Annotated in this window: 10 protein-coding genes; 4 read left to right on the top strand and 6 right to left on the bottom strand. The window is 42.5% G+C overall.

Annotation, left to right across the window (positions count from 1 at the left end; genetic code table 11):
* Positions 1-245 precede the first annotated feature (245 nt).
* The 5 genes from WA256_RS09005 to WA256_RS09025 form a co-directional block, all read right to left on the bottom strand.
* On the bottom strand, positions 246-641 hold the full coding sequence (locus WA256_RS09005) for a DUF4019 domain-containing protein (RefSeq protein WP_335990668.1): 396 nt from the start codon (positions 639-641) through the stop codon (positions 246-248).
* Between the two features lie 173 nt (positions 642-814).
* Positions 815-1,249 (bottom strand): DUF4019 domain-containing protein, encoded by a 435-nt coding sequence (locus WA256_RS09010; RefSeq protein ID WP_335990670.1) that lies wholly within the window; start codon positions 1,247-1,249, stop codon positions 815-817.
* 465 nt (positions 1,250-1,714) lie between these two features.
* On the bottom strand, positions 1,715-2,212 hold the full coding sequence (locus WA256_RS09015; protein ID WP_335990672.1) for a hypothetical protein: 498 nt from the start codon (positions 2,210-2,212) through the stop codon (positions 1,715-1,717).
* Positions 2,213-2,264: 52 nt separating this feature from the next.
* Complete coding sequence (locus tag WA256_RS09020) at positions 2,265-5,684, bottom strand: LamG-like jellyroll fold domain-containing protein (protein ID WP_335990674.1); 3,420 nt, start codon at positions 5,682-5,684, stop codon at positions 2,265-2,267.
* A 354-nt stretch (positions 5,685-6,038) separates the two neighbouring features.
* Positions 6,039-7,001 (bottom strand): glycoside hydrolase family 43 protein, encoded by a 963-nt coding sequence (locus tag WA256_RS09025; protein WP_054562986.1) that lies wholly within the window; start codon positions 6,999-7,001, stop codon positions 6,039-6,041.
* A 598-nt stretch (positions 7,002-7,599) separates the two neighbouring features.
* On the opposite strand from WA256_RS09025, the gene WA256_RS09030 reads away from it, so the two are divergent.
* The 4 genes from WA256_RS09030 (at position 7,600) to WA256_RS09045 (ending at position 14,984) form a co-directional block, all read left to right on the top strand.
* Entirely contained in the window at positions 7,600-10,416 is a 2,817-nt protein-coding gene (locus tag WA256_RS09030; RefSeq protein WP_063528794.1) for a TonB-dependent receptor, read from the top strand.
* A gap of 272 nt (positions 10,417-10,688) precedes the next feature.
* Positions 10,689-12,026 carry an MFS transporter gene (locus tag WA256_RS09035; RefSeq protein WP_063528792.1) on the top strand — a complete coding sequence of 446 codons (1,338 nt, stop codon included), beginning with the start codon at positions 10,689-10,691 and terminating at the stop codon, positions 12,024-12,026.
* 77 nt (positions 12,027-12,103) lie between these two features.
* Positions 12,104-14,548 (top strand): glycoside hydrolase family 127 protein, encoded by a 2,445-nt coding sequence (locus WA256_RS09040; RefSeq protein ID WP_269408177.1) that lies wholly within the window; start codon positions 12,104-12,106, stop codon positions 14,546-14,548.
* A gap of 10 nt (positions 14,549-14,558) precedes the next feature.
* Positions 14,559-14,984, top strand: a complete 426-nt coding sequence (locus WA256_RS09045; RefSeq protein WP_054562982.1) for an FKBP-type peptidyl-prolyl cis-trans isomerase — start codon at positions 14,559-14,561, stop codon at positions 14,982-14,984.
* An 83-nt stretch (positions 14,985-15,067) separates the two neighbouring features.
* On the opposite strand, the gene WA256_RS09050 is transcribed toward WA256_RS09045, so the two are convergent.
* A complete protein-coding gene (locus WA256_RS09050) occupies positions 15,068-16,072 on the bottom strand; it encodes an arabinan endo-1,5-alpha-L-arabinosidase (protein ID WP_442961425.1) in 1,005 nt (334 codons plus the stop codon).
* Positions 16,073-16,086 lie beyond the last annotated feature (14 nt).

Genomic DNA, 16,086 nt, shown 5'->3' on the forward strand with positions numbered 1-16,086 from the left:
ACGTGTTGTTGTAGGCGTGAAATTTATTTCGCGCGTTGTTTAGGAGCTGTCAGCCTTCAGCTGTCAGTTTTTAGCTGAGCGGTGGGGTATGTTGGTGATGTGTATGTCTGCTCTTTGGGTGTTGATTTCATGACGCGCTAAGCAAGCGTGACGCCTACCACATTACTTGCCCTTCTCATTCTTCGGGTAGGTTGGTTTGAGCGAAGCGAAACCCAACATAATCCATCTAAGCCTCTGCAAATCCCCTAATTAATAAAATAACCGATAGGTTGCCACTGGCCACTACTTTTACTGAGGCTAATTGTTTCAATGGCCTGCTCTTTATTCATAAATTGGCTTTGAAACTGAATGATCACGTATTCACCATCAGGTGTTCCGGGTAAAGAGTCATAATTCATCAGGCTTAAATTCTTACGTAAAATCACCTTGCCAAGTGGTACTCGAACTTGTTTTAACGCTTTGCTCCAGTGGCTTTGAGGCATTTTTTGTTTAAATAATGAGTCTGCTTGCTGCCAACTTTGCTGATACTGACCGTTGTCGATTAACGTAAGCCAGCTTTTAGCGCGATGAATAACTTCGAGCTCTTCAGCATTTGCACAAAAGCCGCTTAAAAAAATGATTAGTAAAAGCGTTTTTCTCATAGCAATTCCATTTACTAGTTGTTTATTGAATTCGTCTTGAAGTGTTTTTATGTTACGGCGACGAACAATAAATACTATTCATCAATTGTGCGGTTTATTTTCCCGCAGATAAGCATTTTGACTGCCGATAAGTTTTACAGCACATAGCTCAAGGCGCTTTGTGCTGCTCTAAATTAATCGATAAGATAGCCTAATGGATGCCAGCCATCGGCGGCTTTGCTAAGGCTGAGCGTTTCAACGACAGCCTCTTTATTCATAAACTCGGTTTGAAACTTGACCACTAAATACTCACCATTTGGCAGGCCGGGTAATGAGTTATATTCTGCTGTGCCAAAATAGGTGCGAGACATAACTCGGCCTAAAGGAACGCGTATTTGATCTAAGGCTGTTTGCCAGCGAGCTTTGGGCGTGGTGTTTTGAAAAACCTGATCAGCTTGCTGCCAGCTCTCGTGGTACTCTCCTGAATCGACCAAGGTTAACCATGCTCTCGCTGCTGAAATAGGGCTTGTTTCTTCAGCTGAGGTGAAAAAGCACACCAATAATGATGCCAGTAAAAACAGTTTTTGTAGCGTAAATCCATTTACAGAAAGTAATAAAATTTGACGCATAAGACGCCCTCACTTCGTTCATAGGGTGAATTCATAATACGAATGAGTTGGTTAATTTATATACTGAAAAAGTACTAGGGAAGGCTTATTGGTGGGATTTAAGTGCTGTCTTTTATTTGAGCGATCTTTGCAACTGAGTTCTTAAAGTGGCGATGTAGATTAAATTGTTAAGTTTATATTGTTGATTTATTGAGCAAATTAGCTTGTTTTAACAGCTGCTAAATGTAACGACAATGACCCTAAATAACATCTATTTTTACTGCTAAGGAAGTTTCGTATTTGCGTGCTCGATATTTCAGAGCCCGCATAGTTACTGGGTTTTTGACCCTTTTTTGGGTTTTTGAGAGAAGTTAGCGAGGGTAAAGTTGCAAGAGTAAAGTGAGCATGAAAGGGAGTTAGCAAGATGAAAGCGACAAGAGTAAAGCCTGAGACTTAAAGCTTATAGCTCAAAACTTACAGCTTCCATCACACCAATACACTCATTAGCACTCCAGGGTCGCTAATACCAGCTTCTTTTAGCGCATCGCTAATTGATTGGCTAAGAGTCATTACTTGCGTTTGGATTTCCATAACCATCTTGGTCTGTGTTTCAACTTGCACTTTTACAGCTTCATCTTCTTGGTTTTTGAGTGCTTGCAGTTTGGCTAATTGCTCTTTGGCAAGTTCGAGTTGTTCTTTGAGCTTTTCGAGTTGCTCAACCATTTTGCGAATATGTGCGGGGAGTTCGCTAGATACTTCTTCTTTTTGGGCGGGCTCTACTTCACGACCAGAGAGTTTATTCATCTCTTGGCTGCTAAGTTTGTAGCCTACTTTTGAGTGGGTATTACTGCTTGCTGTGCTTGCGTTTGAGATAGTTAGCGCAGTTGCTAATGAGTTAATAGCCATAATAAGAGCGATGAAAGTGAATGATATGTATGTATCGGCAAAAGGTACTGAAGCTTTAGAAAAAAGCCGGGTTTTCACCCGGCCTTTCCAGACAACAAATAGTTGAGGTGAGGCAGCTCACCTCACTTTGTTACTCTTGTGCAGCAGCTGCATCAAAGAGTGCTTTTATTTCTTCAGCGCTAATCGCACCGTTGAAAATTTTCAATTCATCGATAGCACCGTGGTATGGCGTATCCCAGTAGTTAACACCTAGAGCAAACTCATTTGTTTCACCAGGAACCGTGAATACACGTGGGAAGCCATCGGTTTCTAGCTGTAGTTCACCGTTAACATACATCTTCAGTACATCACCGTTCGTACCATCAACAGTGAAAGCAACATGTGTCCACTCTTTTGCAGGAATACGGCTATCTAGTTCTGCATTATCGAAGAAGGCACCGTTATTTGCCCATAAACGAGTTAGGCCTGTACCTGCCATAGATGGCACATAACTTAACCAAGAGCCTGCACTTGCACCTGCGAAGAACGCTGTAGTGTAATCAGTGAAGGTTTCAGGTTTTAACCACATAGATACTGAGTAATCATTGGTCGTGATTAAGTTATCCGGTAGACGAACACCTGAACCTTCAAGGAATACTGCTTGACCCATGATACCGTCAACAAAAGTTACGTTACCACCAGTGTTGTTGATGAAACCACCCGTTGGTTTACCCGCTGCATACGCACCGTTTAATGCACTTAGGTCACCTTCGAAGCTGTATTCAGCAGGTGCAAGTGATTTTAAGGTTACATCGAATGACTTAGTATCAGTAAAGTCTTTGTACTTAATAGTTGCAGTTAATGTCACTACTTGGTCGCCAGCAGAGGCGCTAGGTTGAGTAACAACAGCTGTGCCATTAACCGGTTTTAAGTACTCTTCGTTGTTTGACGTCCAGCTAATACCAGATACAAATGGACCTACACGCGGTAACTCAAAGCTTTCACGTACTGCCGATACATCACCTAAATCAAGCGCATCAGTAATGAAGCTCTCAAATTTAGTCGGATCTGTCAGGTTATTGATAGCCGCACCATTAATATCTAGGCCGTTTAGCGCGTAGTCATAAACGATGAATTCATCAATTTGACCTTGGAAAGGTAAGTCCCAACCGTAGTTCACACCAAGGGCAAAGTTACCTGTTTGTTCGCTAAAGAAGTCAGGGCGAGGCATCGAACCTGCACGTACACCATCACGATAAAGTGTTGCAGTGCCATTAGCATAAGTGATTGCAATATGATTCCAATCCATTACCGCTGGAGAGTCAGAAATGATTTGGTTCCACATATCAGTGCCATCATCAGCTAAATAACGGCTCCATAGCATTGGTGTTGACGTAAAGTGTGTACTACCTGGGATCAAGCTCATCCAACGTGCATCAGACGTTGATGCGAAGAATGTAGGCGTAAAGTTAGTTAGTACTGTTGGCTTAAACCAATACGAAATAGTGTACTCATCGCCTGTTACTAACTCATCAGGTAAACGTACACCCGTTGCACCGTCAAAGTTAAATGCTTTACCTGTTTGACCTTCTGCGTATGCAGCTGTACCAGCACCCACATTTAACATGTTGTTATCTGTTACACCCGCATCATCTAGGTTACCTAAACCATCACTGAGTGAATCTTCAAATGCATAGTGTGCAATCGCATTTTTAAACTCTGGGCGCGCTTCTAGATTTACATTAAATGTCTTGGTTGTGCTCTCGCCGTTTAAAGAGATATTAGCCGTTAAAGTAACCGCTTTATCACCGCGATCTGGCGTTGGAATGAATACTGAGCCTTCACTGGTGATGTAGTATTCATCACTGCTTTCCCAGTTAATTGCAGCACCATCTTTACCTTTGGTTGGTAATGAGTAGCCTTCGTCAGCGATTGATAATTCAGTTTTAATATCTAGCGCTTCTTGAACAGTGCCTAGCACGTTAGCCGTGTCTGTGATTTCATCACGTTTACTTGCCCAAATGGTAGCGCCTTCGCTTGATGTAGCTGATACAGTTACAGCCATTGCTTTAGTTGCATCATCCCATTGCCATTTAGCCACGCCAAAGTAAGTACCAGAATCTAACTCAAGTTTAATATTTGAGTCATCAATCATGTACCAGATACCTGGATCATCACCGGTTACTGAGTGATCTTCGTTTAAAGCAATGTGCATTGAGCGAATAGCATCTGTATTTACATCATTGCCATGGTTGATAAATTTGTAATAACCATAAAGTTCATCTGCCACAACCATGTTGTCGCCTTCAAGCGGTACATAGCGCTGCGGTGAAGCCATAGGCCAACCTAATGAGTTTATAAACATTTCATGTACGCGAACTTGGTGCGCTTCTGAAATGGTTGGGAACTCAGTCGATGTTTGCGGGAAACGTGTATGCGTTACTAAGATATGACGACCTGTCGCTTCATCGTAGTAAGCAGAGTTATGGCCCGGTGATTGGTAGCCCCATGCTGGTGCTGTTTCGCCAAGTTCTTGCGTGTACTCAAAGCCGCCCATTAGTTTTTCGCCGACCTCCAGGCCGCCGATAGCTGCAATGTCATTACCTGCGTTATCTAGATAAGGGCCATCCGGTGTTTTTGAGCGAGCAACACGAATGTTGTAGCCACCATTAAGATCAAAACCAGCAACAGAGAAGAATAGGTAGTAGTATTCACTTTCTGGGCTGTACATTACAAATGCACCTTCCATTGCACGGAAGTCACCGCCTACTAGCTTTTTACCATAGCCTTGACCTGCTTCTGGCATACCTGTTTCTTCGTCCATTGCTAGCACGAAAATACCGCCAGAGTATGAGCCGTAAACCATCCAAAGTTTGCCATCAGCATCATAGAAGGCTGCAGGGTCAATGGCGTTAGGATCAACGGCACCATTCCATGTTGTTTGGCCATTATCAAGTGGGTAAGCTGCAAACTCAGCTTCTGTGCGATAACCGCTGCGTAAGAAAATACCTTTGTTTGTATAAGGACCTTCAATATTGTCAGCTTCAGCTAAACCAAGATAAGAGCGGTTCCAGCATACTTCATCAACAACATCTGGTGTATCTGGGTTATCTTGTGCACAGTGGTTATAGTAGAACCAAAATTTACCATTTGGCGCTTTGATTACATCGGCAGCCCAGTTTCCTGTAAAACCGTCTGTCCATTCAATACCTTCGGCAATTTCACCTGTGTAGTTGTAATCAAATAATGGGCTTTCATTAACGGCTGCGTTAGCTGAAAGGCTAGAAATCATTTCCCAGTTCAAGAGATCAGTTGATTTAGCGGCAGCAAGGTGTGAACCAAAAATATAATAAGTGTCGTCAACTTTAACGACAGAAGGATCGTGCACGCTTACATTGGTAACCATTACGCTACCTGATTCAGTGTATTCAACACTGCTGCTTACTGTCGGTTTCGCACTTTGCGGGTCGGCAACCGCTGGTGCTGTGTCAAGCTTAGTACCATCTTCTTTGCCACAACCTGTAACAGCCAAAGAGCAGGCTATGACCATGGCTAATTTATTTAATTTCATTTTATGTGTCCTCTTGAAACTGGGATTCATTTTTTTATTCGATTGTTGTCAATAAAATTGCCGCGCGCCTATATCAAACTAATAAGAACGTAGTATTGTAATTTTATAGTACGATTTAAAATGTGCAAATACTTTTGCAAAGGTAATTGATATGTAAACACGAAGTGTCAGTGTTTACAATATGTACAGCGTGATTTTAATTTTTTCAAGTTGCCAGTTTTAGTGTTTTTTTCGCTATTTTTGCTCTATTAGGGAAGTTTTTTGCTGATCTGCAAGTGAGGATTTTCCGGTAAATTTGTTTATTTGTATTACATTTGAGCACTAAAAAGGGCTCTTAAAGAGCCCTTTTTAATATTACTTGTCTTGTTTACTTAGACCTTCAGTGGTCATGATAATACGTTTAAGTGTGCCATCTTCGTTGTAATAAAGCGGCTCAATCGCCACTGAACGGCGAAAACGCCCGCCACTTGGTTTGCCATCAATTGGTGGTACGGCACCAGTATGGTAAATAAAGTAGTCTTTACCTTTGTATTCGATAATTGATTGGTGGTTGGTTTCGCTGTTACCTGCGATCTCATTCAAGATACCTTTATATTCCCACGGGCCATGAATGCTTTTGCTCATGGCATAACAGATCTTCTCAGGGAACTCACATGCGTACGATACATAGTAGTTGTCGTTTTTCTTATGAACCCATAACGCTTCGGTAAAGTTAGGTAAGTCTAGCGTTTTAATTTCACCATCAAGAGACAGCAAGTCGTCGCTTAGCTTTACGTATTTTGGCATTAAGTTACCAAAGAACATGTAAGTATCGCCGTTTTCTTCTGTATAAATAGCAGGGTCGATGTCGTCCCAATCATTTGGTGTATGCTTGGTCATGTCATCGGTAACCAGTGCGTGACCAATCGCATCTTTGAATGGACCTGTTGGTGACTTAGAAGTTGCAACACCAATTGCAAAACCTGGTTTTGTGTCGTTGTGACGAACGGTTGTAAAGAAGTAGAAAGTGCCATCACGCTCAATCATGTGTGAAGCCCATGCTTCACCTTTAGCCCATTTAAAGTCTGTTGCTTTCATGATTGGGCCGTGTTTTTTCCAGTTCACCATATCTGTTGATGAAAAGGCTAACCAGTCATGCATTTCAAAAAACACGTCATTATTAGGTGCTTCATCATGGCCTGTATAAAGGTATACGGTGTCATTGTGAACAAGTGCAGCAGGGTCTGCAGTAAATACATCGGTAAATAATGGGTTTTGTGCAACAGCTAAGCTGCTAGAAAAAAGTAATGGTAGCGCTAACGCTTTCAATTTCTTCATGAGTGTCCTTAGTAACTAATAATTGTTGTTTGAACTGCAGCTTTTTCGACCCAGAGCTCTCTCTAAGTGACCAGATAATACACTGTGTACGCCTGATTATACTGAGTAACTGATTGTTTACATCGAAACAAACTAGTAAAAGTGCAGCAAAAAATAACTCTATATTGTATTATTGTATTTTAATCATAGTAGCATCAAAATACGCTGGGTAAATAACTTGTTAGCCCTTTTTTGTTGCTCTGGATGAGTGAAAGACAAATTAAATAAGCAAACGAACAATCGCTAAGTGGCTGATAATAATGGGTCTTAATAAATTCCCAAAACAAAAACGCAGCATGCTTTGAGTTTGTAACATGCTATAATTGCAACGTTTTTTGTAAACATAATGGCAGTTATTTTAATTTAGCTTTTTGAGTTGACTGTTAAATAATCATACAATATGATTAAAGTTCAGGCAGCAATGTATTAACATAAAAATATAGACACACTCGCGCACCGTTTTGACAACACACGATGCACAATGCAGTGGTCACTCTTCGGTAACTGAATGGGGAAAGTTCAGCGGACCGATATAACTATAATTTGGAGAACACCGCTTATGTTTAAAAGAACACACATAGCCAGTGCTGTAGTTATGGCATTTACCTGTCAATTTGCTTTTGCACAGGAGGAAGCACCAAACACTCCTGAGAATAACGTCGATGAGATGGAAGTTATTCAAGTATCAGGTATTCGCGGCAGTTTAAACAAAGCGTTAGATGAAAAACGTGCAAGCGTTCAAATCGTGGATGCAATTGTTGCTGAAGATATTGGTAAATTCCCTGATAATAACGTAGTTGAAGCATTACAACGTGTAACGGGTGTACAAACAACTGGCCGTGGTGCTGGTGAAGTAAGCGCGGTTTCAATCCGTGGTCTTACTGATGTTAATACCACAGTTAATGGTCGCGCTATCTTTACAGGTGCGGGTCGTGATGTGGCGCTGCAAGACATTCCTGCAAGTTTACTTTCAGGCGTAACAGTTTATAAAACCCGTTCGGCGGACCAAATCGAACGCGGTATCGCAGGTGCGATTGATATTAAAACTCACCGTCCTTTCAACTTCGAAGGTGAAAAAGTTGTTTTAGCGGCACGTGCGATTTACTCAGATCAACCAGATGAAGTTGATCCAAATATCAGTGCATTACTCTCTAACCGCTGGGAAATTGACGGCGCAGGTGAGTTTGGTGCATTAGTTAATCTTTCATACGCTGAAACACATTACCGCGATGACACCATCACAGCGGGTGCTGCATTCCCATTCTTTACTGATAAGCCACAATACAACTACTCACCGTATTCACGTGTTCCAAATGAATTCTGGACTCAAGGTACTGAGTTAGGTCTACCTACTGCGGCTGGTTCTACTTTAGACGTAAATGGCGAGCCAACAGAATACCTACTTGCACGTGATGCTATTTTTGGTACTTCATATACAGGTCTTCGTAAGCGCCCGGCTGCGTCTGTATCTTTACAGTGGGCACCAGATGAAACCCTAGAAATCACAGCTGAAGGTTTCTACACAGGTTACGAAAACGAATCGCAAAACGCGATGTGGTTCTCAAATACGTTTGAAAATGGTAACGGCTTTATTGAAACACCAACTGTGTTTGATGGCACTAATGTAATTAAAGAAAAGCAAGCGATTGGCGCTGGCGGTTTCCAAAGTGGTGACTTTTCATATGGTAAAACAGATAGCTACTTATATGCGCTAGGTGCAGAGTGGCAAGCAAGCGATTACCTAACTATTAATACAGAAGTTGTTTACCAAGACAGTGAGTACGAAACAGATTTCTTCGCAATGCGTTTTGATCGTGTAGCGACGGGTCTTGACGTTGATTTTAATGATAAAGACGGCGTACCAGGCATCGCGTTTTGGGATGATCCAAACACAGCGGTAAACGAAGCTGATATGGCTGCTATCGAAAACTGGAATGCTGGCACTATTTATGACAATGGCGGCGGTAACGCGGGTGATGCATTAACTTTCACATTTGATGCTGAATACCTAATTGGTGGTACTTATTTTGATAAAGTGAAATTCGGTGGTCGCTACGAAAAACGAACTGCGCAAGAGTACACACGTGGTCAAGATACTGGTATTGCCAACACATCTGTAGCTAGCTTAATTGAGCAATTAGCTGCAGCTGGGGCATCTGGTGATGGTTCTGGTATTGTGTTCCAAGTTGATGATTATTTCGATGGCCGTGCTGACGTCTTTGACAGCTTTGTAACTGCTGACGGTGGTTACATGCTAGATAACGGTGATGCTGTTCGTAGCGTATACGGCCTTGAAGCTGAAGATGTATACAAAACATTTGATATCGAAGAAAACTCATACGCGCTGTATGCAACAACTAACTTCTTCTTAACGGAAGATATTAGCGGTGAGTTTGGTTTACGTTATGTAAGCTACGAGCAAGACATGGACTTTGTTGCTGAGTCTGGTGGCATGAACTCAAATGTATTTGAAGAAAGCTCAGCAAGTGCAGATAGCAGCGCATTACTACCAAGCTTAGTACTTAACTGGAACATCACTGATGATGTAGTGGGTCGTGTTGCGTACACAGAAACATTACGTATGCCTAACTTTGCTGACTTGAACGCGCTGCAATACTGGTACGATCCATTAACAGAAGGTGCTACATACGGTACAGGTAATGGTGGTAACCCAGAGCTTAAACCAACAGAGTCAAAGAACTATGACGTATCACTTGAATGGTACTTCGCAGATACAAGCTCACTTTACGCGGCTTACTTTTACCGTGAAATCGAAGGCTTAGTTGTTGCAGGTCGTAAGCAAGTTGTGCGCGAGGGCGATGATGGCGTAACACGTCCATACGTATTGAGTGCACCAGTGAATGCTTCAAACGGTGAACTGTCTGGTTTAGAAGTTGGTTTAGTTTACTTCCCTGAAAACCTACCAGAGTACTTAAACGGCTTTGGTGTGCAAGCAAGCTACACGATGCTTGATTCAGAACAAGATACACCAGAATTCAATGAGCTAGGTGAAATTTCTGGTTATGTAGATTCGCAAATGACAGGTGTTTCTGATGAATCTTACAGCATCGTAGGTATCTACGAGCGTGATTCATTCGACATGCGCTTATCTTATGTATGGCGTTCTGAGTTCTACACAGGGAACGAAGCAGCAATCTTTGCTAACCCAATTCAGTTCTGGAATCGTCCTGAGCAAAGCTTAGATTTCCAATTTAGCTACAATGTGAATGATGACTTTGTTGTAACCTTTGATGCAACGAACATCCTAGATGACGTATATCAGAGCTACTACGGTGAAGGTAACGACAACCTATTTAACTTTGGTAACGGTATCTACTCACGTACATTCGCACTAGGCGCACGTTATTCTTTCTAAATTTCTTTTATAGACCTAAAAACCCCGGCTTTGCTGGGGTTTTTTATTGGTTTTTATAAACCAAACCATCGGTCGAAAAGAGTTGCGATTTAATAAGTATGATAATACTATTAATTAGATTAGCATTAAATTTACAAAAATAACGAACGCAATGGCCAAGCTGTGTAATATCTAGGGCTATAAATTTATTTGATACGCAATGTTGAAAGCTTTTTAGCATTGCTTGAAATAGTGAGCGGCGGCTCATTATTGACCAATTAGGGTGTTGTTGTATGGAATCTCAAAAGTTATCCGTTGTAGAAAAGGTCGGCTTTGGCGCCGGCGACATGGCAGTAAATGTCATGGTTGCAGCGTTATTCTATTTTATGTCTTTCTTTTACACCGATATCTACGGACTTGATCCGGTTGATATGGGTGTGTTGTTCTTAGTGGCGCGTTTTGTTGATGCCTTTACCGATCCATTAATGGGGGTGATCACCGACAAAGTGAAAACCCGTTGGGGTCAGTTCCGTCACTGGTTCTTATTTTTATCTGTGCCTTATGGTTTATCGGTCGTACTGTTATTTACCACGCCTGATTTCGACTACAACATGAAGTTAGCGTGGGCTTATGCCACGTACTTGTTTGCGACCTTGATGTTTACCGGTGTTGCTATTCCTTATATCTCTTACATTGGTGTATTAACTGCCGATCCTAAAGAGCGTTTGTCAGCTAATGGTTACCGTATGTTCTTCGCTAAGATTGCCAATGTAGTGATCGTATTTTCAGTGCCGCTACTTGCCTCATATTGGGGAGATGGCAGCTTGTCGTATGGTTATAAACTGGCAATGGCATTGGTATCGGCATGTGCCGTAGCACTATTTTTGTTTTGCTTCTTTACTACTCGCGAACGTATTACCCATGAGCCACAAACCGAAGGTGTACTTACGCAATTAAAAGTACTTATTAAAAACGACCAATGGTTACTACTGTGTGCAGCATGTGTGCTTGGTACGCTTGGTTATGCGATTCGTGGCAGTGTTGCTATGTATTACGCAACCTATTACTTAGGTGTACCAGATTTAGCAGGTGCCTTTACCAGTGCGGGTATTGCAGCATCTATTGTCTCAATGGTGGCAAGTACGTGGATCACCCAGCGTTACTGTAAAATGAAGCTATTCCGTCAATCACAAATTGCCGTGCTATTTATTTCATTACTAATGTACTTTGTGGTGCAACCTGGCGATGTGGTGACGGCGTTTGTGCTTTATATCATCTTGTCATTTGTGGTTGATTTACATGCGCCAGTGTTCTGGTCTGCCATTGCTGAAGCCGTTGATTACGGTGAAATTAAAGACGGCGTTCGTGCATCGGGTCTATCGTTTGGTGGTATTTCATTCTGCCAAAAAGCCGGGGGTGGTTTAGCGGGCTTAGCGGGTGGTTTATTACTGGCATTTTTTGAGTACAAGCCTAACGTTGAGCAAACTGAATTTACCCTTATGGGCTTAGCACTGATGCTAACTATCATTCCGGGTGTTTTCCACGCCTTACTAGGTCTGATTTTGAAAAAATACAAAATTACCGATGAGTACTATACGGATATGGTTATTCATAAGCGTCTACCAAAATAACCACTCTTTAAACGCACACACTAAATAAGTGTGTGCGCTTTGCTCTTTAAAATAACAATTCGCTGGGAGACAACAGTATGAACACATTCAAGGTTAGCTATTTAGCAAGCGTTTGCGCTGCAATTTTAACTGTGACCGGTTGCAGTGAGCAGCCAACAGACAGTAAACAAACAGCTGCTGTGGAGCATGCTGAACTTACCAGCGAACAACATTTATTTGCCCTAAATCAAGTAAGTTTAAGCGCCAGCCCGTTTTTACATGCGCAGCAAACTAATGTGCGTTATTTATTAGCACTTCATCCTGATCAGCTGCTTGCTCCTTATCTGCGTGAAGCAGGTCTTGAGCCAAAAGCGCCTAACTATGGCAACTGGGAAAGCACTGGCCTTGATGGCCATATTGGCGGTCATTATCTTTCAGCCTTAAGCCTTGCGTGGGCAGCCACAGGTGACGAAGAATTAAAGCAGCGTTTAGATTATATGCTAAGCGAGCTGGATCGCGCCCAGCAAGCCACTGGTGGTTACTTAGGCGGTATCCCAAATGGCGATGAAATGTGGCAGCAGATTGAAAAAGGTGAAATCAAAGCCGATTTATTCAGCTTAAATGACCGCTGGGTACCGCTTTATAACATAGATAAAATTTTCCATGGCTTGCGTGATGCATACGACGTAGCAGGCAGTGATAAAGCCAAACAAATGCTATTTAAGTTAGGCGAATGGTTCTTAGCGACCACTGCCAAGCTAACTGATGAACAAGTTCAACAAATGCTGTATTCAGAGCATGGTGGCTTAAATGATGTATTTGCTGATATGTACTTTATTAGTGATGATGAGCGTTACTTAAAACTAGCGCGTCAGTTCTCTCATAACATCATTATTGAACCCTTATTACACAAAGAAGATAAGTTAACTGGCCTGCATGCCAATACGCAAATTCCAAAAATTATTGGCATGTTGAAAGTAGCAAATGCCAGCGATGATAAAGCATGGCAGCAAGGTGCTGACTTTTTCTGGAAAACAGTCAGCCAAGAGCGCTCAGTATCAATTGGCGGTAACTCAGTACGTGAGCATTTTCATGATAAAAGTGACTTCACGCCAATGGTTGAAGATGTTGAAGGTCCAGAAACCTGCAACACTTACAACATGATGAAACTGAGTAAGTTATTATTCTTAAAAACCGGTGATACGCGTTATTTAGACTATTATGAGCGCGCCACATATAACCATATTTTATCGTCACAACACCCAGAGCATGGCGGTCTTGTTTACTTTACCTCAATGCGCCCTGGGCATTACCGCATGTATTCGTCAGTGCAAGATTCAATGTGGTGCTGCGTAGGCTCAGGTATTGAGAATCACAGCAAATATGGTGAGCTGATTTATAGCAATACCGGTAAAGAGCTATGGGTGAACTTGTTTATTCCAAGCACGTTAAATTGGCAACAGCAGGGGTTGCAGATCACGCAAGACAGCCAATTTCCAGATGATAACAAGGTTTCACTGACCGTGAATCGTTTGTCTGAGGGGCAAAGCAATGAGTCGGTAATTCATATTCGTAAACCGTCTTGGCAGCAAGGTGAGCTGAGCTTTACTTTAAATGGACAAGCTGTAAGCGCAACCGAAAAAGACGGTTATTACAGTATCAGCCATGCTTGGCAAAGCGGTGACAAGCTTGCCTTTGAGCTTAGTCCTAAGCTTTATACTGAGCAGCTACCTGATGGCCAGCATTATTACTCTGTGATGTATGGGCCTGTTGTAATGGCTACCAAAGTACAAGCATTTGCAAATGAACAGCTTAACTTTGTTGCTGATAATAGCCGCATGGGCCACATCGCCGCAGGGCCGACTTGTCCGCCAGAGGCTCTACCAATAATGCTGAGTGAGCCAGAAAAATTTATAGCCGATCTTACTCGTAAACCGGGCCAAGAGCTTGCATTTATCGCCGATAAAAATGTGGCGATTGCCAAGCAAGGCATCGATAACACTAAAAGCACAGAGCTAATTCCGTTCTTCCGCTTACACGATAGTCGCTATCAAGTGTATTGGCCGCAGCAAAGCGAAGCAGAGTTCACGCAATTTGTTGCCGATGCAAAAGCGGCTGAGCAAGCGAAAGAACAGCTTCGTTTATTAACCGTTGACCAAATTACACCGGGTGAACAACAACCTGAAGTCGAACACGACTTTAAAGGTGAGGGAACCCGCGCAGGTGTTAATAATGGTCATCACTGGCGCGATGCGACAGGTTGGTTTGAGTATCAGCTTAGTAACCCAGAACAAAAAGCGGTTGCTTTGCGTGTTCGCTATTTTATTGGCGATGTAGATCGTCATTTCTCTATTAAATTAAATGGCGAGCAATTAGCTGCGGTTAGTTTGCCTGTAGGTAAACCAACGGATGAGTTCTACACCATTGATTACCCATTAACAGAGGCAATGAAAAAGTCGAAAACCCTTACCTTACGTTTTGCTGCCGACAAAGATTCTGTTGCCGGTGGTATCTATGGTATTCGTTTAATCAATGCACAATAAAGAGTTGGCTATGTTAAGCAACAATGTGTTTGCGACGGCTAAAGAGCATGTTTTACCGTCGCTTTTAGATAACAGCGCTGAGCAACACAGTTTTTACCAAACACCCACAGGGCTCGGTTATAGAGTGATTGAGCAAGGTCAGGGGGATAAACCTAGTTGGGATGCCACTGTGACTGTGCATCAACGCGTTACCCTTACAAATGGTCGGGTGTTGTTTGATACTCGAAAGCAAGGTGCTGCTGTAGAGTACGAAATTGCAGAGGCGATTGTGGGCTTGCAAGAAGCGTTGCAACTAATGAATAAAGGCAGCCGCTTTGAGGTGCTAATACCTGCGCATTTGGCGCGTGATGTGTACAGCGCATTTATTGAAGAAAAGCATCAGCAAGGCTGCCAAAGCCCCATGCTCGTTGATATTACCTTGGTTGATTTTAGTTGATAACACCTACTTTCAACCTCAAACGAGGTCATTAAAGCAAATAAAAAACCTGCAATTTTGCAGGTTTTTTGTGTGTTGAATAATTACTTTTTAAGCTTGGTTTTAAGCTTATTTAGGTCGGCTGGGTTAACAACCGGCCAATCGTTTTTCCAGCTCATAGGTAAAATACGTAGCTTTTGCACGCCGTTGTCGGCGGTTTCGTAGGCGTGTAATACTAAATAGTCTTTGCCATCAAAGGTGTATGCAGCATTGTGGCCAAGAGCAGCCCAATCTTTGTTACCTTCAATAACTAAACTGCCACCACCATCAACCATAGAGCGACCTTGCTGATCTAAATATGGGCCTTCGATATTTTTGCTGCGACCTACGCGTACGTTGTAAGTACTCTCTACGCCACGGCAGCATTTGTCAAACGAAACAAATAGGTAGTAATAGCCGTTCTTTTTAAAGATATAAGGTGCTTCAATTGGGCCATGTTCCGTGTTTGGACGACTCGCAATGTGATGCCATTTTTCAGGTTTTGCTAAGCGCACCATGTCATCATCAAGTTTTACTAGTTTAAGGCCGCCCCAGAACGAACCAAAGCTCATCCACGGTGTACCATTCTCATCTTCGATTATTGCAGGGTCGATAGCGTTCCAATCGTCTCGCTCAGGCACTGATTCAACCACTATGCCGTAGTCAATCCACTTGTAATCAGGTGATGATGGGTCAAGGGTTTCATTAACCGTTACACCAATTGCCGAAGTGTTTTTGCCAAATGCAGAGACTGAGTAATAAAGGTAAAACTTACCATTTTTCTCATACACATCAGGTGCCCATAAGTGGCCATCAAAGCTTGGTGAAATACGCTTTGCCCAACTCGGCTCATCTTTAAAGACGCGGCCTGTGAGTTTCCAGTTGGTTAAATCTTTCGATTCATAATAGGTAATGCCCGGGCCTGTGCTAAATACATAGTACGTCTCGCCTTCTTTGGTCATCACCGGATCGTGTACTTCAACTTGCTTTGCAGAAACGACTGCGGCAGAAAAAAGTAGCCCTGTTGAAAGCCACTTCATTGCGTGTGTCACCTTACTTACGGGTCTCATGCTTGAATACCTTT

The organism is Pseudoalteromonas sp. CH_XMU1449-3 (genome assembly GCF_037027245.1).
Lineage (GTDB): Bacteria > Pseudomonadota > Gammaproteobacteria > Enterobacterales > Alteromonadaceae > Pseudoalteromonas > Pseudoalteromonas shioyasakiensis.